Annotated in this window: 15 protein-coding genes; 10 read left to right on the plus strand and 5 right to left on the minus strand. The window is 41.9% G+C overall.

What is annotated here, in order from left to right:
* Positions 1-394: 394 nt before the first annotated feature.
* From ACFQV5_RS01760 to ACFQV5_RS01785, 6 genes are all read left to right on the plus strand, one after another.
* Entirely contained in the window at positions 395-1,753 is a 1,359-nt protein-coding gene (locus ACFQV5_RS01760; RefSeq protein ID WP_379242998.1) for an ABC transporter substrate-binding protein, read from the plus strand.
* A 74-nt stretch (positions 1,754-1,827) separates the two neighbouring features.
* Positions 1,828-2,757 (plus strand): carbohydrate ABC transporter permease, encoded by a 930-nt coding sequence (locus ACFQV5_RS01765; RefSeq protein WP_379243000.1) that lies wholly within the window; start codon positions 1,828-1,830, stop codon positions 2,755-2,757.
* A gap of 23 nt (positions 2,758-2,780) precedes the next feature.
* Positions 2,781-3,563 carry a carbohydrate ABC transporter permease gene (locus ACFQV5_RS01770; RefSeq protein WP_379243002.1) on the plus strand — a complete coding sequence of 261 codons (783 nt, stop codon included), beginning with the start codon at positions 2,781-2,783 and terminating at the stop codon, positions 3,561-3,563.
* 182 nt (positions 3,564-3,745) lie between these two features.
* Positions 3,746-4,696, plus strand: a complete 951-nt coding sequence (locus ACFQV5_RS01775; protein ID WP_379243004.1) for a peptidyl-prolyl cis-trans isomerase — start codon at positions 3,746-3,748, stop codon at positions 4,694-4,696.
* A 47-nt stretch (positions 4,697-4,743) separates the two neighbouring features.
* Positions 4,744-6,690 carry a carbohydrate binding domain-containing protein gene (locus tag ACFQV5_RS01780; protein WP_379243006.1) on the plus strand — a complete coding sequence of 649 codons (1,947 nt, stop codon included), beginning with the start codon at positions 4,744-4,746 and terminating at the stop codon, positions 6,688-6,690.
* Between the two features lie 143 nt (positions 6,691-6,833).
* Positions 6,834-8,495: a type 2 periplasmic-binding domain-containing protein gene (locus tag ACFQV5_RS01785; protein ID WP_379243008.1), complete on the plus strand. Its 1,662-nt coding sequence runs from the start codon at positions 6,834-6,836 to the stop codon at positions 8,493-8,495.
* Positions 8,496-8,552: 57 nt separating this feature from the next.
* Here ACFQV5_RS01785 and ACFQV5_RS01790 read toward each other — a convergent pair whose 3' ends face one another.
* Together ACFQV5_RS01790 and ACFQV5_RS01795 are read right to left on the minus strand one after the other, a co-directional pair.
* Complete coding sequence (locus tag ACFQV5_RS01790; protein ID WP_379243010.1) at positions 8,553-10,190, minus strand: response regulator transcription factor; 1,638 nt, start codon at positions 10,188-10,190, stop codon at positions 8,553-8,555.
* Positions 10,187-11,926: a sensor histidine kinase gene (locus tag ACFQV5_RS01795; protein WP_379243013.1), complete on the minus strand. Its 1,740-nt coding sequence runs from the start codon at positions 11,924-11,926 to the stop codon at positions 10,187-10,189. Before ACFQV5_RS01795 ends, ACFQV5_RS01790 begins: the two co-directional genes overlap by 4 nt.
* A 156-nt stretch (positions 11,927-12,082) precedes the next feature.
* On the opposite strand from ACFQV5_RS01795, the gene ACFQV5_RS01800 reads away from it, so the two are divergent.
* The 3 genes from ACFQV5_RS01800 to ACFQV5_RS01810 are packed head-to-tail and all read left to right on the plus strand — an operon-like array spanning position 12,083 to position 15,931.
* Positions 12,083-13,057: an ABC transporter permease gene (locus ACFQV5_RS01800; RefSeq protein ID WP_379243015.1), complete on the plus strand. Its 975-nt coding sequence runs from the start codon at positions 12,083-12,085 to the stop codon at positions 13,055-13,057.
* A 17-nt stretch (positions 13,058-13,074) separates the two neighbouring features.
* The gene (locus ACFQV5_RS01805; protein WP_379243017.1) at positions 13,075-13,953 is read left to right on the plus strand and encodes a carbohydrate ABC transporter permease; all 879 of its coding nucleotides are present in this window, start codon (positions 13,075-13,077) and stop codon (positions 13,951-13,953) included.
* Positions 13,954-13,963: 10 nt separating this feature from the next.
* Positions 13,964-15,931: a beta-galactosidase gene (locus tag ACFQV5_RS01810; protein ID WP_379243019.1), complete on the plus strand. Its 1,968-nt coding sequence runs from the start codon at positions 13,964-13,966 to the stop codon at positions 15,929-15,931.
* Here ACFQV5_RS01810 and ACFQV5_RS01815 read toward each other — a convergent pair whose 3' ends face one another.
* Positions 15,932-16,078, minus strand: a complete 147-nt coding sequence (locus ACFQV5_RS01815) for a hypothetical protein (protein ID WP_379243021.1) — start codon at positions 16,076-16,078, stop codon at positions 15,932-15,934.
* Positions 16,079-16,122: 44 nt separating this feature from the next.
* Between ACFQV5_RS01815 and truA the strand changes: the two genes are divergently transcribed.
* The gene (gene truA, locus ACFQV5_RS01820; RefSeq protein WP_379243023.1) at positions 16,123-16,860 is read left to right on the plus strand and encodes a tRNA pseudouridine(38-40) synthase TruA; all 738 of its coding nucleotides are present in this window, start codon (positions 16,123-16,125) and stop codon (positions 16,858-16,860) included.
* A gap of 384 nt (positions 16,861-17,244) precedes the next feature.
* On the opposite strand, the gene ACFQV5_RS01825 is transcribed toward truA, so the two are convergent.
* Positions 17,245-18,807: a response regulator transcription factor gene (locus ACFQV5_RS01825; RefSeq protein ID WP_379243025.1), complete on the minus strand. Its 1,563-nt coding sequence runs from the start codon at positions 18,805-18,807 to the stop codon at positions 17,245-17,247.
* Positions 18,808-20,481: a sensor histidine kinase gene (locus tag ACFQV5_RS01830; RefSeq protein ID WP_379243027.1), complete on the minus strand. Its 1,674-nt coding sequence runs from the start codon at positions 20,479-20,481 to the stop codon at positions 18,808-18,810.
* Between the last annotated feature and the right edge of the window lie 9 nt (positions 20,482-20,490).

A 20,490-nucleotide genomic window follows, 5' to 3' on the forward strand; every position in this document is an offset into this window, starting at 1 on the left:
ATCCGATGTCTTCTAGGGGTGCATTTTTACTGCTGGTAATGAAATGAATGTTAACCCTACAACGGAGAAGGCGGAATCATTTTGGAGAAGCGGAGCGGTCGCCTTTGCCCACGGATTTCCACATTAATTGAAAAACAAAAGAAATCCGGGGGCAAGAGCGATCGGAAGAATGATCCGCATTCGTAGTGATGAATAGGCAATCACATTTTTATAGTCAAAAAGCAATAATGTGCATGATTTCATTAAAAAGTGCATCCCCCGCTCAAAGGTCATAACAAATAAAAGTACGAAGCCAAAATAAAAGACATTAGATCATTAAGATGTGCATGTAAACCGAAGATTGGCAGCTCTATAATTTGGAGGAATCATATTTTAAACATACGGAGGGGTTATTGTGGCACTAAAGACAAAGAGACATACTAGCATTATTTTGCTAGTGTTCATGCTGCTTATGACGGCTTGTGGAAACGCTTCAGAATCACAATCAGGTTCAGAAGATCCATCATCCCAAGATGGAAACGTGGCTCAGAAAGAAAGAGTTGTCACTGTATATGAGGATGCTAAGCGAGCGGAAAGTGAAGAGATAAAAAAGAAAAATGCAGATTTCACAGCGGAAACGGGCATCAAGATCGAAATGAACGTCGTTCCGGGTGATGGAATCGAAGTATACAAGAAAATCGATGTTGATATGATTTCCGGTGAAAAAACAGACGTGATCCGTCTCTCCAACCCGATTCTGATCGATAAATATGGATCTAATGGCTGGTTGTACCCGTTGGATGAGTTTATGACTAAAGATAACTATGACTCAGCTAAGATCTATGGCGAGTATCTACCGCAATTCGCAGATGGTAAAACCTATGTATACCCTGACCAAGCCGGTAAGTGGGCTGTCTATTATAACAAGAAAATTTTTGACGAAGCAGGAGTGCCTTACCCTTCTGGAGACTGGACATGGGATGAGTATATCGAAACAGCCAAAAAATTGACCAATTCGGAAAAAGGGATCTACGGTTCCTACATGCTGGACTACGATAACTACATGTACATGCTGGCAAGACAGTATAACGTCAGCGGTTATAAAGAAGATGGAACTTCTAACTATGATGATCCTGCATTCAAGAATGCACTCCAGTTCTTTGGTGACCTGGGAACCGTTCATAAAATTCAGCCAAGCTGGCTTGAGTTTAAGTCCAAGAAGCTTTCATGGGATGGATTTATGTCCGGCGATTATGGAATGCACTTTATCGGAACATGGTACACCAATCAGTTTAAGGATAAAACAACATATCCAAGAGATTGGGAAGTGGGGATAACTCAAATTCCTGTGCCTGCGGACGGTAATGGCAATAACAATTTTGGTATTGTAGCCGGATATGGCATTAATAAAAATGCAGAGCATCCGGAAGAAGCTTATACCTATATCAAGTGGATGGCCGAGAACAGTTATAAATATAACGGGAATCTGCCAGCTCGCGTTGATTTGAGCGATGAAGATATTAAAGGGTTGTTCCAAAAAACTTCGGATGATTTAAGTGGTGAGATTACAGTGGAAGATCTGGATAAAGCACTTATTTCGAATAATCTAGGTTTTGTGGATGAGAAAATTACAGGCCCTGGTTCTACAGAATACAGTAATATTATCCTTCAAGAATCTGAGCTGTATCTGGTAGGGCAAAAGTCATTAGAGGACACAGTGAAGTCGATTAAAACGCGTGCTGACCAAGCGATTAAGGATGCCGGCGGAGAGTAGAACGCATGATTGAGAAGGATTCCTTTGGTCAAAAAGCCGCTGGAATCCTTCATTCTTCCTAAGGAGCCATTCATATGAAAAGTAACTTAAAGACAGGCAGACCTAGTTTTATATATAGGATTTCTCAGATAGGTTATCGCGAAAAGGGAACTGCTCTTATCTTCGTTCTTCCTTTTGTTATTGGATTTATTATTTTTAACGTGATCCCGATGTTGTATTCGATCATGATAAGCCTGATGGATTTCAACACATTTAAACCACTAAATATGATTAAGTTTATCGGCTTCGATAACTACACGCGGTTATTCAACGATCCTATTGCTTTAAATGCATTTGTTAAGAGTTTTATATACACCTTATTTTATGTGCCAGGGCTCATTATTCTTTCTTTTATAATGGCGACTTTATTAAATAAGACTTTTGCTTTGCGGGGGCTTACCCGGACATTGATCCTTATGCCGTATGTAGCAAATGTTGTGGCAGTGTCCATTGTATGGTCCATTCTACTGGATCCATTCGGAGGCCCGATTAATCAGATTATTGAAAAACTGGGGGGAACCCCACCGATGTGGTTAAGTGGCGTCAAAACAGCCCTTCCAACGATTGCAGGCATCAATGTATGGCAAAGCCTTGCGTTTCAGACGATTGTATTTCTAGCTGCTCTGCAGGGTGTTAATAAAGAACTTTATGAAGCGGCGGATATGGATGGAGCCAGTCGCTTGAGAAGACTATGGTCCATCACGCTTCCAGCTATCTCACCAACAACCTTTTTCCTGGTGATCACAAGCATCATTGGTTCTTTCCAAAACTATGCTTCTGTCAGAATGTTGACGAACGGAGGTCCGGGCACTTCCTCACGTGTTATTTCCTTAAACATCTATGAAGAAGCCTTTACCTTAAATCATTACAGTTATGCATCCGCGCAAGCGATGATCCTATTCGCCATTGTGCTAGTCATCACGATTATTCAATGGAAAGGACAGAAGCGATGGGTACATTATTAAGAAAAAGCGTGTATAACCTATTCATGTTGGTCATTGGCATCATTATGGTCGTCCCTTTTGTATTTATGATCTCAGCCTCCTTAAAGGCACCGGCGGATGTGTTCGTTAATCCGATGCAGATTATACCGGAGAACATTTATACTTTGAATTATGAAACGATATTTAATCACAAGTATTACTTCCAGTGGTATTGGAATTCATTTAGCACCGTCGTGTTAACCGTTATTTTTCGAGGGTTTTTCGTGACGATGGCAGCCTATGCATTTGCTAGACTTTCATTTCCCGGTAAGAATATTTTGTTCTTGTTTCTCTTAAGTGCGATGATGATTCCACATGATACAACCATCGTGGCCAAATTCATGCTGTATAAGTACATGGGGCTTATAAATACACACTGGGTTATTATCCTTCCAGCAGCGTTTGATGTATTTTTCATTTTCCTGCTTCGTCAATTTTTCATGGGAATTCCTAAAGATCTTACGGAATCATCACTCATTGATGGTGCATCGCATTTCGGGATTTATTTCAAAATCATTCTGCCGCTTGCGGTACCTGCGTTAATTACGATGGGACTCTTTACTTTTATCTGGACTTGGAATGATTTCATCACTCCGTTTATTTTTATCAATGATATTGATAAGCAGCTGGTTACGGTTGGCTTGGAGTATTTCCAGCTGGAGGCGGGTAAGAACTATGCCTTGCAGATGGCCGGCGCCTGTCTGATTGTTGTTGTTCCAATCATCATTTTCGCTGTATTGCAGAAATACTTTGTTCAAGGTATAGCGATGTCAGGAATTAAGGGTTAATTATTCAGAAAAAACGGGATTCTTGATCCAGTTACTATTGTAGCGCGGTTCAAGAGTCTCGCTTTTTTTAAAATGGTTGAAAATATGGCTTAATTCTTAAGATTCAGGCATGTTCCTAGATTACATAATGGGATATTCTGAAGCAATAAAATGTAAGCGCTTAAATTATCTGAGGTGATTGCATGAAGAAAATGATGTTGCTCTTAGGTTCGGTCTTGTTTATTGGACTGGTCATGTTATTCATATTGAGCACGCCAAGAGATCAAGAAGAAACAACACAGATGGAGTCCGGGGATATTGTGGCATATGTGAATAGCATTCCTGTGGCGCAAGAGGAAATGAACTTAATTATGCAGTTATCCGGGCAGTCCGCAACAGGCGGTCACAATAGCGATCAGGCGATAGATCGTATGCTGGAGATCAAGACAGCTCAACAGATCGCTGTAAAATACGACATTATGAAGGATAGCTCATTTTCAGTGTTTTTGAAGGAGTTAGATGCAGAAAACAAGAGAAGAGCAGATGCACTTAACAATAAGGAAGTCATCTATGGTCCTAAGCAATACACAAAGCTGACTTATTATGATTACCGCCATTCCAATATGTTAAATTCGCTTAAACTCATGTGGTCTGAGCAAGAACTAGATATCGGCGATCAAAAGCTCATGGATTATTATGAACAGCATCGCGATAGATTAGCGAAAAAGCACGATACGATAAAGATTTATAAAATCGTTCAGCCGAAGACTGCTTCAGGGGATGCAGAGCAAAAGATATTTGAAATCGAGCGGGATTTGAAGGCAGGACAAGCTTTTATGGAGATCTATCAACAACTTGAAGAAGAACAGGGATTAACAGAAATTGAGACGATAAATGAAGACAATTATAAAGAAATATCCAAGTATCACAGTGGCTACTATCACCTTGTGAGTGGTTTATCGCAAGGAGAAGTCAGTGATGTATTAGAGGATGAAACAAGTTTTTTCATCGTTAGGATTGCTGATGTGAAACCAGGTGGATATAAAGAGTTTGCTGAGATGAGGGAGGAGGTGATTCGGCAATATACCGATGACTACTTTGAATCTTTTCTCGAGCAGCAAATGTTAAATTCAGAAGTGAGATTAGAGCATTAAGTATGGAAGTAAAACGGATTTCAAATGATTATAGGAGTGAATGATGAATGATAACCAAGTTTATGCGAAGCTTCTGTATGACCGTAGTTCTATTTTTGGCAGGTGCTGCATTCTACGCAGTTTCGGCATCGGCTGCAACGTATTATGTTGATTCAGCAGGTGGGAGTGACGCCAACTCGGGTACAGATATAAGTAGTGCATGGAAATCATTAGATAAGGTTAACGCGGTAACCTTTCAGCCAGGTGATACAATTTTATTCAAGCGTGGGGGAAGCTGGACAGGAACCCTTTGGCCAAAGGGCAGCGGAACCAGCGGCGCACCGATTGTTATTGATCAATATGGATCGGGAAATTCACCATTCATCAACGGTAACGGCAATGAGGCAGCCGTATATTTATATAATCAGCAGTACTGGGAAATTAAGAATCTCGAAATTACGAACAGCAATGGATCAAGTTCAAGACGTAATGGTATATACGTAGTCAATCAGGATGCAGGAACGCTTAACCACATTCATCTCATTGGAAATAACGTCCACGATGTTTATGGCAACAACGTGAAGGACGGAAACGGAAGTGCCGGAATTAAAGTACGTACGATTGCAGGCTCGGTCAAATCGAATTATCAAGATATCCTGATTGACGGAAATACAGTCGGACCTCGCGTAGATCGGACGGGTATCGATATTAACTCGGATTATTGGTGCCGGACTGACAGTGGCTGCAGCGGAACGAATAACTGGTATCCTAGCACAAATGTGAAGGTATCGAATAACTATGTTACAGATGTTGGCGGAGATGGAATCGTACCAATGGCTACTAAGGGAGCTATTGTCGAATATAACACGGTGAATGGTTTCAATATGAGATCAGGAACGGTGAATGCAGGTATTTGGGCATGGAATGCAGACGATACAATCATCCAATATAATGAGGCTTTTAACGGAAATACGACACAGGACGGTCAAGGATTTGATATTGACTATGGTCAAACCGGCACGATTGTACAGTACAATTACAGCCATGATAATGACGGTGGTTTTATTTTGATATGCCAACCAGCTGGTGCGAAGAATGATGGCGGCATTGTAAGGTACAACATTAGTCAGAATGATTATGCAAGGGTGTTCCAGCTTGCTGGGCCTACAACGAATACCCAGGTGTATAACAACACGATCTATCTTCCAGCTGGCAGTTCGACCATGCCGATCTATGTGAATAGCTGGGGCGGATATACCAAGTCGATATCTTTTACGAATAATATATGGATGCTTCAAGGTGCAGGCAGCTGGCAAGGACTATCGAATATAGCGAGTCTTCAGTTTGATCACAACACGATCTATGGAGTCCATACCGCGGGAGAACCGGCAGATGCTAACAAATCTACACTGAATCCTATGCTGGCTGGTGCAGGCAGCGGTGGAATTGGCAGAGTCTCAGTTGATGGATATAAGCTTGTAACAGGATCTCCGGCAATGGGTACGGGGAAAGTTATTTCAAGTAACGGCGGCAAGGATTATTGGGGGAACTCCGTTTCTTCCACTGCCGCTCCAAACCGTGGTGCTTATAATGGCCCTGGGATTATGACAACTTCGAATCTGATGATTAACGGCGGGTTTGAACAGGGTGTGCTGACGCCATGGTACAACTGGAATACAGCCAGTGTAGTAAGTGGTAATTCAAGAAGTGGAACGTATGCTGTTCAGTTGTCCGGGGGACCGGGATCGGCAGAACAAATCGTGAATGTAGAACCGGGTACGACATACACGCTTACAGGTTATGCTAAGACAGCTAACAGCAGTCAGCCCGTCCGTATTGGCGTGAAAAATTATGGTGGTACAGAGCAATATTCGGTCATCACCACTACGGATTATTCTCAAGGAAGTATTACGTTTACAACCGGCCCAAGTAATACAACGGCAACGGTCTATGTATATAAACCTTCCGGTAGTGCTAATGCGTATGGTGACGATTTGACGCTTACTAAAAATTAAGGACTCATACGGTCTCTGAGCAGCAGAAGCAGGTTAATAGTTCTTTTTCAATCATAGATGTTTATTATCGGGCATATACGCTCTATCTAGTATTTCAATATACTTAAGATATTCGAAAGGTTATTACCTAAGGGGGTTACAATATGAAAATCAAAAAGAGATTGAAGAGTTCACTATTACTGCTTCTCATGGTTAGTTTCATTGCAGGCTGTTCAGGCGGGAACACGGCGGACAGCGGAACCGATCAAGCACCTGCTGCTGGAGAGACAGCAGAAGCGGGGCCTATTACCATTACTACAGCAAGACCTGTAGGCAGTGATGTTATTTTTGTGAACGGAGAAGATATAACGAACAATATTCATAATAAATGGGCTAAGGAGAAACTGGATATCGATTTCAAAGATATCTGGACGACGGCTGATAATAACGCCTACCATACGAAGCTAAGACTGGCTTTATCGACTGGAGAAGAATTGCCCGACATGTTCATTGTTCAGGACAGATCACTGGTTGCTGATTTTATAGCATCCGGCAAAGTCATGGAAATATCAGAAGCTTTTGATCAATATACATCAGAACGATTGAAGAGTTTATACACTGAATTTGAGTCGTCTTTGAATCAGCTGAAGACGGAGGATGGCTTGTACGGTGTTCCTATCTTTTCAGCGGGGGATGGAACGAACCCGGTACTATGGGTAAGACAGGACTGGCTTGATGCATTAAATCTTCAAGCACCAAAGACAATCGATGAATTTGAGGCAGTCATGGATGCTTTTACAAATGGTGATCCGGACAAGAACGGTAAGAAGGACACGATTGGTTTTGCTTTCTCAGCTCGTGAAGGATTCTCAAACTGGATGTCTGATACAAGCTTTATATTCGGTGCTTATACAGGTAATTCCATTCCGGGAACCTGGGCTGAAATTGATGGGAAATTAAAGTTTGGATCCGTTCTTCCAGAAATGAAGCAAGGACTCGGGAAAATGAAGGAATGGGCGAAGAAAGGATACATAGATCCTGAATCTCCAATTCTTGATCCGATCAAAGCTACAGAAAGCTTCATTCAAGGCAGATCTGGTATGATCGCTGCTCCAAGCTGGGCAGAGGGCTGGCCGCTGGCAGATTTATACGGTACTAACCCAGATGCAAAAATTAATGTTTATCCTTTGCCGACTGGACCGGATGGAAAATCAGCTAGATTTATGAATACGCTTAACGAGAACCGAGTGATGCTGTTCAATAAGGATTTCAAGCATATGGATCGTTTCTTTGAATACTTTGATAAGATTTATGATTTTGCTTACGAGACAGGAGATTTTAAATACGGATTCTTCGAAGGCTATGATTATGCATTAGTTGATGGGAAGCCTGAATATGACGGTAAGAAATTCCCTACACCTGTGGATAGCAAAGGCACGCCGAGCAAGTACACACTGTTCTGGAACGCACCACAGATTCCGTTAAAGGACTCAAAAACAGCTTATGACCTCTTTAATGGTAAAGAGCCGACTACGGAAGGTGAAAAAAGAGCCATGACACAGAACGAGGTTACTATGAAGGCTGGTGCTATAAACTACGAATTAAAGGATTCCAATACACCGGATAAATTCTTGGGCGCACCGACAAAAACGATGCGGAGCAAGGGCGGAAGCTTGGACAAGATGCTTCTTGAAACGTATGCAAAGATCATATTTACGGAAGAGCCTCTAGATAGCTTTGATAAGCTGGTAGCTGATTGGTATGCAAAAGGCGGCCAGGAGATTGAAAACGAAGTGAATGAATGGTATGAAAGTGTAACTAAATAATCGAAATCCCCCTTTCTAAGTCTACTAGCGACTGGAAAGGGGGATTTTTGTGATAGCTTATTTTCTGTCTGCAGATTCAACTAGCTGCTTGTCCCTGAACTCTTGAGGGGTGAGCAGATACTGTTCTTTGAACAGGCTGATAAAATATTGAGGTTTATGATATCCGATCTCTTTGGATATTTCGAATATTTTCTTGTTGGTCTGTGTTAAGAGATATACAGCCTTCTCTAAGCGGATTTTTGTAATGTAAGCAGACAGTGTCATCCCCATCTCTTTCTTGTACAGTCTCGACAGATAAACGGGGTGTAGATAGATATGATCTGCAATCGTCTTCAACGTGACATCCTCATTCAGATGCTGATCTATAAAGCGATGAACCTGCATAATGATATGGGAATGCTTTCTGGATGTAGGCTCCTCAAAGCTTTTCTGGAATTGTTCAATTAAGGATAACACCCAGTTCTTTAATTGAGCTGGTGTTTTGAAATAGTACCCGTTTCGCAAGTATTCCGGCTGCTCTACCAAATCTAATAATCTTAAACCTTGTTTATGAGCAATGTAGGATAGAGCATTACATAAATAATAATAAATTTCTAGTAAATGATCCTGCGTTCGGTATAGATCAGACTCCAATTCTTGAAATATAAAATTCAGTCTGTCACTGGCTTCATGCCATTGTCCGGATTCCAATAGATTTTGTATGGATGGCGGTTGATACAATCGACTTAATGGCCTGTATTCCGTCCCTTTTATAGAAGTGTTCATGTACTGAAGTTCGTCGGTGTGACTTCCAATGTGCTTCCAGAAGTACTTTAAAGCTTCTAGGTATACATGATCAAGTTGCTTAGGAAACACGTGTGACTGGCTGATAAGGATGGATACTGAGCGATTGAGATAGAGCTGAACCTGCTGTTGAAAAGTTAAAAATTTATTATGAAACTGATCTTCGTCCTTCCAATAACTCTCATTGAACAGAACAATTGTGTAATTATGAGGATCTCGGCAGCTCCAGAAACAAGGCTCTGATAATCCTGTATTGAAAACTTCCTCAGCTATATTCGCTAGAGAATAAGAGAGAAGCTGGATGTCCTCAAGAGAGTCTTGAGTATCCGACTTTTTCGCTTCCAGACGCAAGATTGCCAGTTTCACGTGAGAATCAGAAAGGTTCTTCATCCCGAGTCCGGCTATCCGTTCGGAAACAGTGCCAACGGTATAACGGCTTCCTAGAAGAAGATCAAGTAATAGCTGCTCTCTCGATGACTGAATATTCGTCAATGTCTTCTGATCTTGTTCACGGTCATTATGTTTAATTTGCTGATCATGTCGTTGCCGCTCTTTAAGGGCTTTATCTATGCACTCATTTATTTCGTCTGGAGAAGCCGGCTTAAGCAGATAGTCAAAGGCACCGTGGCTTAGTGCTTGCTTGGCATAATCAAACTCGGCATAACCAGATAAGAGAATAACGATCGTACCTGGTGTTTGATTCCGGATTTGTGCGAGCAGCTCAAGCCCACTTTTTTCGGGCATACGAATATCTGTAATGATAATATCAATTACATTTTCTCCGACGTAACATAACGCTTCACCTACTGAATTAGCACGAAATATTTGCTGGATGCCGAACTGCTCTTTTTCGATATGATCGGTCAGGTAGTCTAATACAAAGTCCTCGTCATCTACAATTAACATATTCATAGTAAGCGTTCGTCCTCCTTCGATGTCCAATGAACGGTAACCTTCAAGCCGCCTAATTCAGAATGTTCAATTCGAACACCTGAAGAGTTACCAAAGCGGTGCTGCAGCCTCTGATGAATATTCCAAAGCCCAAATCCCGATCCATCACTATTGTGTTTATTTATAATCCGAGAGATGAGCTGGTTCATTTCCTCTGGATTTAGACCATATCCATCATCTTCAACGGAGAAGCAGTATATGCTATCCACTACTTGGCCGCTGATTCTAATCTGTCCCGCACCAATTTTGTTATCGATCCCGTGAACAATACTATTTTCAACAATGGGCTGTAAAAACAGTGGTGGTACTAGCAGTTGTTTCATGGATTCTTCAATATCAATGGAATATATAATTTTAGGATTCCTGAGACTTTGAACGGATAAGTAGCTATTGATCCATTTCAGTTCCTCCTCCAAGGTGATCTCATGCTGTACATTGTTTTTGGTAATAAACCTGTAATACTCAGCCAGATTCTGTGCCATTTGTGTAACGGCATTTGGATCTTTTTTGGCCATGCTGACGATGTAGAAGAGACAGTTGTACAGGAAGTGCGGGTTAATCTGCGACTGCAGCTGCTTGTAAACCGCCTCACGGGATAACAGCTTTTCTTCATAAACATCCTCAATCAAGGTTTGTATTCGAGCCGCCATCTCGTTGAAACGTTCGAATAAATAATCATACTCATTGTTTAACTTGAGATGGACTCTGCTTTCGTAAGCGCCTTTTCCCAGGGCTTCAATTTTTCGAATGAGATAACTAAATGGTTTCATGATATTGCGGTATAGAATCAGAAGCATCAATATGCCTGATAACAGCAGGAACACAAGGCTGAACCGGGTTATGGTTTTCGTCTTGTTAAGCGGTTTCAAAAAATCGTCTAATGGAATGTAATGAACTAGCTCCCAATCCAGTACTGAGCTTGAAGCTGACTGAATTAAGTAGTGTTCTTGATTTATTTTAACCGTCTGATGGTTTAGCTTTCCTGCTGAAAATTGATTGGTTGCATACAAGTCGCGAATCTGCTGAAATAGCGGTTCATTCAGTTCTCCCGAGGTTACCGGGTCAAAGTTAGGATTATAAAAGAAAGCCTTTCCGTTTCCCACTGCTTCAACGCCAGTTAACACATTCTGAAGAAATCGTTCTCCGAGAGATGTTTCCACCGTGAAATTAACGTCGCTGAGGTTCTGCGTCTTCAGGAAAGGCGCGACCAGAATATAACGAAGCTCAAAGACATTCTCATCACTAATAAACCATTTAAACTTGGGCAGTTCTGGCCATTCTTCTTCGTTATAAGTGCGGATTGTCCTGTTGTCTGGTGAAGTAAGAACTTGATTAAGCTGCGGCCAGTATACATAAACGCTGCTATGTACGATATTGGCGTAGCTTTGGGTTAATAATTTTTCTTCGATTGTTTTGCGCAAGAGCAGACTGTTCAGGTAAGGTGCGAAGTCTTTGGAGGTATCGTAGCTTTTAATGCTGCTGTCATTGGAGAGAAGTACAGTTAGTATTTCAAGCTGCTTAAGATCTTGCTCCATTTCCTGTAGTGCATGTTCAAGTTGATTTAACGATGTGTTTTGCAGGTTCTGCTGAAGTACATTCTCACTTACCCGTTCTGTTATCGCAAACAGTAAGCTGATCGCAAGCAAAATGGCTATAAAGGAAAAAAGTAAAATTCGGAACAGTTTGTACTTCACCATTGTTGGCACCTCATGTTATGTGGACAGTTAAATAGTTCTGAGTGAGGACATAGAAGTTAAGATCCGGACATAGGAAGATTCTCCCACGATAGGTACAATTATTATAACACAGAACACATCCTACACGGTTCGACATTTGAAGGGAGAAAGAGAGATATGTCCAATTTGAATGGAGAGAATAGTCGAGAAGACTTGAACATTCAGCTTCCGAAGAAATACCCTAAACGACCGAATTTGAGAGGGGATTTTAAGAAAACGTTGCCACTGCATGTTTTGATTTTACCGGCGTTTGTGCTTACCATTCTTTTTCAATATGTACCGATGTTCGGACTTGTTATTGCGTTTCAAGATTACAAGCCTTGGCTCGGGTTCTTTGGATCAGATTGGGTAGGTTTATCGCATTTTCGAGAGCTTTTCTTATTCGATGACACGGTTAGTGTGATATGGAATACGTTTATCATCGCTGTGCTCAAAATATCCATTGGAATGATATTTCCGATTGTTTTTGCACTGTTATTGAATGAAGTTCGTCATATGGGTCTTAAGCGCTCCATCCAGACACTTGTTTATCTGCCGCACTTTCTATCTTGGGTTATCTTAGGGGGAATCCTCATAGATATACTTTCAATCAACGGCGGCTTGATCAATCAGATTCTACAGTTCTTTGGGATTCAGCCAATATTCTTCCTTGGGGATGGGGACTGGTTTAGGTTCACGCTCGTGGTCAGTGATATATGGAAAGAGTTTGGGTTTAGCGCCATCGTATATCTTGCAGCTATTGCAGGAATCAATCCTTCGATCTACGAGGCGGCTGAGGTTGACGGTGCCTCCAGATTAAAGCAGGTGTTAAATGTCACGTTGCCTGGAATGCTTCCGATTATTGTAGTTATTGGAACACTTCAGTTAGGAAACATTCTGAATGCAGGCTTTGACCAAGTGTTTAACCTCTATAATCCACTGGTCTATGCAAAAGGGGACATTATAGACACGTTTGTATATCGTAACGCTTTACTGGAGGGTAATTTCAGCTTCGCTACAGCAATTGGACTATTTAAGTCCGTCATTAGCTTTGCCTTGGTGGTTTATTCCTATCGGTTAGCTTATAAATATGCCAATTACCGAATCTGGTAGGAGAAGGAGAGATCGATATGTACTATAAAAGTAAGGGATATAAGGTTTTCAGCGTAATAAATTCATCTTTTCTTATTATATTGGCTCTATTATGTATTTTTCCAATGATTCATATCTTGGCTGTTTCTTTCAGCGGACGCGGTGCAGCTAATGCGAATATCGTTGGATTATGGCCTGTTGATTTTACACTAGAGTCTTATGATAAAACGCTTAATAATATCAACTTTGTCCGTTCATTCTTCGTCTCGATTCTGCGTACCGTATTGGGAACAGCTATAGGCATGAGTTTGATTATAGCGGCGGGATACGCACTCTCCAAAGAATATCATTATTTTAAAAGCCGGAATTATTACATTTGGATCTTTGTATTCACGATGATGTTTAATGGTGGTCTGGTACCTACATATCTATTAATCTCAAACCTTAATCTTGTAAATACGATTTGGGCGTTGGTGCTTCCAGGAGCCGTGGGTGTATATAACATGATACTCATGATGAATTTCTTTAAAGCTATTCCGAAGGAACTGGAGGAAGCTGCATATCTCGACGGAGCAGGTATTTTCTCGACCTTGTGGCGGGTGTATTTACCGGTATCCATGCCTGCCATCGCTACCATTGGATTGTTTACGTTAGTATGGCAATGGAACTCCTGGTTTGATGGTCTTATTTATTTGACAGATTCGAATAAATATCCGATGGCAACATATTTGCAAACGGTAGTGGTTCAACAGGACTTCAGCAAGATTAGTCTGGACCCAAGAGACTTGGAGAATTTATCTCAAAGAACTGTGAAAGCTGCGCAGATCTTCATTGCAGCCTTCCCGATTTTGGCCGTGTATCCGTTTCTACAAAAGTACTTTGTTAAAGGTATCGTATTAGGAGCAGTCAAAGAGTAAGGGGGATTCCATGTTGAACACTATTGAATTTGACAAGTTTGTTCCTGTCTCGGGTTCGATTTCTATTCAAAAGCAAGTGGATCAATATCATGTTCAGGCGGGGAAAATGGGTGGAGAGCTTCGATTAGAGACTCCAGAAATCAATTGGACGGATTATGAATACCTGCAATTTGATCTGTATCATGAATCCCACGATGTATTGGTTGTTGTGGTGACCTTTGAAGAGGAAGAACGGAATGGACACTGTAAGCGGATTGAAATTCACGTGGGAACATTGCCTTATGTAAGAACAAGAATTTGTGTGCCTCTAGCTGTTGTAAATGGACAGAAGCTCTTTCTGAAGAGGTTCCCGGGAATGATGCAATGCGTTCTGAGAGGTGATGATTCTATTGATCCGGCCAAGATTAAGGCAGTATCATTGACCAGCATTCCTTCCGTAAACGATAGGGAATGGACCATGGGCCCATTGTATTTGAGTCAAGTACCGCTTGAGCAGAAGAATGACCATCTTCCTTATATAGATTCGATGGGACAATGCCTACATAAGAACTGGCCTGAAAAAATGCAGTCAGAGGAAGAACTGATGTCTTTCCTTCAGGGCGAACGAAACAGCGTGTCTTCATCCGTTGATAATGGTTACGGGGGATGGAACAAGCTTCAGTTTGAATCTACAGGATTTTTCCGTACACAGTATGATGACGGAAGATGGTGGCTCGTAGATCCGGACGGATATGCATTATTTAGCGCCGGTATGGATTGTGTCCGCCCTCATAGTGAAACTTCCTATGAACAAGTGAGTCATCTGTTTCCGAAACAGCTTCAGACAGGTGATGAGTTTCAAGAAGCGGTATCCGAGCGCGGATATGACTTTGCAGTAGCCAACTTAATAAAGGCATTCGGTGAAACGTGGAAGGAAGAGTGGGCAGCACTTACAAAGCATAGGCTCATAAGCTGGGGGTTTAATACGATTGCTAACTGGTCAGACCCGGAGTTCATTGAGTATGCCCAAATGCCGTTTGTGTATCCGATGGATAATTATCCGTCAACAGAGCATTTAGTATACCGTGATTTTCCCGATGTATTTTGTGATACCTATGAACAGCGGGCTCAGCAATTTGCTGAACAGCTCCTGACCATGCGTGATAACCGTTATATGGTTGGTTATTTTATGCGAAATGAACCACACTGGGCGTTCGTGGATGATCTTTGTTTAAGTGAAATGCTGCTTAAGAATCCAGCGCCACTGAAAAGTAAGCAACATTTAATAGAGTGGCTGAGTGTGCGATATGGAAGTATCGAAGAACTGAACAAGGCGTGGGCGAGTCAATATGATAACTTTGATCAAATATTAACGACGACACATGATGTATTACGCAAACCGGATGTTCGTGAGGTTCTGCAGCAGTTTGATCGAATTATGATCCGTCGTTATGTTGAAATTCCAGCTTTAGCTTGCAGAAAAGCGGCCCCGAATCATATGAATCTGGGTATGCGGTATGCATTCATATCTAGACCGGAAATACTTGAGGGATGCGAGTATTTCGATGTCTTTTCCTTAAATGCCTATCAACTGAAACCAGATGAAGAGCTGGTTCAGCTCATTTCTAACCAATTGAACATGCCTGTTATGATTGGCGAGTTTCATTTTGGAGCGACCGATGTAGGGATGCTCGCGAGCGGCATTCGAGCATTTTCCACACAGGAAGAGCGTGGGCAAGCCTATCGTTATTATGTTGAACAAGCTGCAGCAAACCCTAATATTATAGGCGTTCATTATTTTCAGTGGAATGATCAGCCAGTTCTTGGCCGTTTTGATGGTGAGAACTATCAGATCGGAGTGGTGGATGTTTGTCAGCAACCGTATATGCCATTCGTCTCGCACATGATGAAAGCCCATGATAACATATACGCTGTTAGAAGTGGATCACGTTTACCATACTCCGATATACCACAGGAAATACCGAAAACAGGATTCTAACTACTGGCATAACAACCTCCATCTCCGCATTTCACGCGGGAATGGGGGTTCTTTGTTATAATAACTGACTCTCATCTCTGGTAAATCAGCAGCAATATCGGTATACTGTTCATGCATCCGAGTGACAAGCATATCTCGTGAGATCATAGGATGAATGACATCCTTGTGATATAGGAAAAGGGAGTAAACATATGAATAACTATAAATTAACCATTCAATATGATGGTGGACGTTATAAAGGCTGGCAGCGGCTGGGAGATAGCGAGAATACGGTTCAGGGGAAAATAGAAAACGCCATTTCTGTTTTGACAGGCTACCCGGTCGAAATTATCGGTTCGAGCAGAACCGATGCGGGAGTTCATGCACTAGCGCAGGTGGCGAATTTTAAGATCAGCGACCAACTGCCTGAATCTAAAATTATGAATTTCTTGAATCATTATCTTCCACCGGACATTAGCATTACTGAAGTTGAACAGGTGGATGATCGTTTTCACGCTAGATATAACGCTAAGGATAAAACCTATATCTATAAAATCTGGAATGAAGCGTATAGCCACCCCTTTATGCGGAAGTATAGTATGCATGTCGCGAAGAAGCTGGATATCGAACTCATGAAAAAGGCAGCACAGCATTTTATCGGGGAACATGATTTTACGGCGTATTCCAATGCCAAATCCAAGAAGAAGGACTCAGTGCGTACCATCTATTCGCTGGATATCGAAGAGGTGGACGGATTTATCCAGTTCCGGGTAAGCGGCAATGGATTTCTGTATAATATGGTTCGAAAAATAGTCGGTACGTTGATTGAGGTCGGATTAGGCGACAAGAAAGCAGAAGACATTCCTGCGATTATAGCCTCCAAAGAACGAAGCCAAACGGGTGGTATGGCAGAGGCTTACGGGCTTTATTTGGAGAAGATTCAATTTTAGAGATTGAGGACAAACGACAAAAGGAGGTGTCTCCTAAGAAGATTTCTACTTAGGGACAGCTCCTTTATTTGTTTACTTATTTTCGCCCAGTTTAACAGATTGTGAATAAGGGAAAAGCGGCTTTTCGTGCGCTTCTTCTGATGGATATGCACGAAGCAGCGGAGGGGACGAAGCGTTTCCGGACAAGCGATAGCGGTCGCCTAAAAGCTTTTCAAAGAAAAGCTCACATCGGAAGCATATCCTTTGTGTTCCAATTTCTACAAAGATAAAACCAGTTCAAAGAAATTGGAATACAACAGCGATGGGAGGAATGATTCGTACGCGTAGCGTCCAGGCTACAGGGAAAAGGATATATGCCGCAAAACATGGATCTTTGGGTTTCACTCATGATTCCTGCTGCTGCCGATATTCAATCGGAGTCAGGCCACAGTGCTTTTTAAACACCTGTGAGAAATAAGAAAAGTTCGAATACCCCACCTTGGATGCAATGATATGCACCGGAATATGCGTGCTCGTTAGGAGCGATTTCGAGATCTCCATCTTTCGGGTAACGATAAAATCATTCAGGGATATGCCCTTCTCCTTCTTAAACAACCGGGATAAATATTCCGGATTGAGGTAGATGGCTTCAGCGACTTCCGCGCGGCTGAAGTTTTTCTCGATATTCTGATTGATATAGTCAATGGCTTTTTCAATAGGTGACTGAATTTTGCTCGCCTCTGTGGCATGCACCTCAATATAATCGAGGGTGAAATTGACCAGATCAATCATCTTGTCAAGCGAAGTATAGGCCTGGATATAGTCAGCATATGGGTATTGCTCAAAGAAGATGTTATTCACCTCGAGCTTCATATGGTTGGCCGCTGTCAGAAATAATTGAATGAAGTCCTGATGGAATCGGGCCAGAAATTCAGCAGACATATTGCCAAGCTGCTTTTGCTGGAGAAGGTAGCTATGGATCTGATCACGCACGGTTTTACTACTGCCATGGGATATCAGTATAGACCAGTTCTGCATGTCTGGAATAGAGTAGAAGTTTTCTTTTATTTGATTGAGTTGCTGCATCGTAAAGACTTTACTGTATAAAGCGACATTTTGCTGCCGCATATGGATAAGAGATTTGTAATGGAGCTTGAGTTTATCAGGTTGCCCAATATCGGAGACATAGCAAGCGGCTGAACAACCCAGCTCATTCTGTATTGCAGTTATAAATGGCTTCATTAAATCTGTAATATGTACATCGAATACGCCTTCGGTATATAGAAGCGCTAAATAATTCACCCGATCCAGCTGCACGAATAGAAGGTTTAGCTCAAAAGGCTCAATGAGTTTAGTTAATACATGTCTCAGTTCATATTTCACAGGTTCCTTGTTCGCACTGGTAAGCTGGATCAGGACGGAACAGAACTGCGTATGAGGAGAGACAGAGATATGAATGTTACTCAAATCTCGAAGAAGCTGCTGAGGTTGTTTCCCGGGATCGAGCATGAAGCTGCGGATACAGTTCTCCAGCAAAAATTCTTCATTCTGTCGCCAGTAAGCACCATACTCATATATTTGCTGCATATGGGTATCGGCATGAATCTTGTGAATCGCACGTTCAATGGATGCCTGAATATTCTCGTATCTTGCAGGCTGGAGAATATAGTCGAAACATCCTAGTTGAATGGCTTCTTGAGCATATTCAAATTCGGAATAAGAAGAGAGGAAGATACACTCAATGGCAGGATATTGAGTCTTTACCCATTTGAACAATTCCAGTCCATTCTCCAGCGGCATTTCGATATCACACAGCATAATATGTACTTGATTCGTATGTAATATGGCTCTTGCCTCATCTGGACCATAGGTAGGATAAACGTTGTCTATATGCAATTCCTGCCAGTTCACTCCTGCGATAACTCCTTGCACAACATCATATTGATCATCCACGACTAGAACGTTCATTTAAGATTCCTCCTTGTCCTTCATTCTTGAGTTGATTGGGAGAATAATTTCGACAACCGCTCCCTTATCATTATTGAAAAAGGCAAGCATGGCTCGTTCACCGTACAGCATGGACAAGCGATGTCGTACATTACTTATTCCGATGTGTATATCCGTATGGATGCTGCTGTCACCATGATTAAGCTCGGGCAGAATCGAATCCATAAAGCCATCTCCATTGTCCTGAATGATTATATCTGCATAATCTCCATCATCGCTCTCCAGCAAAATGATTTTGATCTCAATTCGGAGTTGTTCATTCGGCTTCATCGCGTATTTCACACTGTTCTCAACGAACGCTTGTATGGATAAGGGTGGGATGACAAAATCATTCAGTCCACTGTCTATACTGCATTCGCACTGAGGAGGGTTATGAAGACCAATCTGCTGAATACGAATGTAATTAAGAACATGATCCACTTCTTGATGAAGGGACACCAGCTGCAGATTATCTTTGAAATTGTAGCGAAGGTGATTGGATATCGCCAGAATCATATGTTGAATCCGCTCGTAACTTTGCTGCTGTGCCATCCCGTACAAGCTCTTTAAGCAGTTAAGGAAGAAGTGAGGGCGAATCTGCAGCTGCAGATGCTGAAGCTCTGCCTTCTGCCGCTCAATCTCATGTTCATAGGCGACAATCTTCAATTGATTGATCTGGTTGGTCATATGGTGAAAAGCAGCATCCACTTGTTTAAACTCTTCAATATAATACTCTTCTGTCCGCTCTTGTTCAGAACCTTTGCCTATACTCGTCATTAGACGATGCCATGGTGAGAGGACGGAACGATTCAGGAAGAACAGGCTGATCGTAACGAGCAATATGGTGAACAGGGATAGTGAGAACAATAAAGCTAATCCCCCCTTGAAAACACCTGGTTTCGGTACGGCAAAGATCAGTTGAATATCTGTGTTATGTATGGGTTGTCCGACCAGTATGAAATTATCATTGCTTTCGGTTAGCCGGATACGGTTATCTGCAATAAATTGTTGGTTTGTCAGCGGTACACCTTGTTGGTTAGCGTAGATGACTTCAGTTCCCTTTTGAACAAGATCCATTGAAGGAATCCGATCAAAGTCCACCATGACTGCAGCGTAAGTGCCGCTCTTTCCAAGAAGTCTAAAAAGATAAGCTTTCCCTTCAACTTCGAAAGAGAGCCAGCCATTGTAATAATGGTTCTCGTAGGCATGTGTTAGTGTGCGCATCTGCTGCCGGATGGCTTCTTTTGTTTCATAGCTATACCCGCTCTCAAAAATATCTCGGTAGGTGTTATTGACCGCACTATAGATGAAGAAGGCGTTGGCCACTTCATAAGAGTTGAGCGCTGTATTGAACTGCGTCATAATTTCATGAGACGCAACATGAGCCCGGAGCGCATTGACAGGGCTGTTTAGCGTAAGATAGTTGTAATCGCTTACGGCGACATTAGATAAGAACTTATCTACGGCATCCAGATCGGTTTGCATATTTCGAGCATACAAATCGAAGGATTGCTCATTTGATTCCACAAACTTTTCGTTATAGGCGTAATAAGAATAGAAGTTGAACACAAGAAGCATCCCGATCAGGGGAAACGTGATCAGAAGTAAAGCACGGAACACATTCATCTTAAATGAAGCACTATACTTTCTTATCATGATGTCGTC

The sequence above is a fragment of the Paenibacillus sp. GCM10028914 genome (genome assembly GCF_042666275.1).
Classification (GTDB): domain Bacteria; phylum Bacillota; class Bacilli; order Paenibacillales; family Paenibacillaceae; genus Paenibacillus_AQ.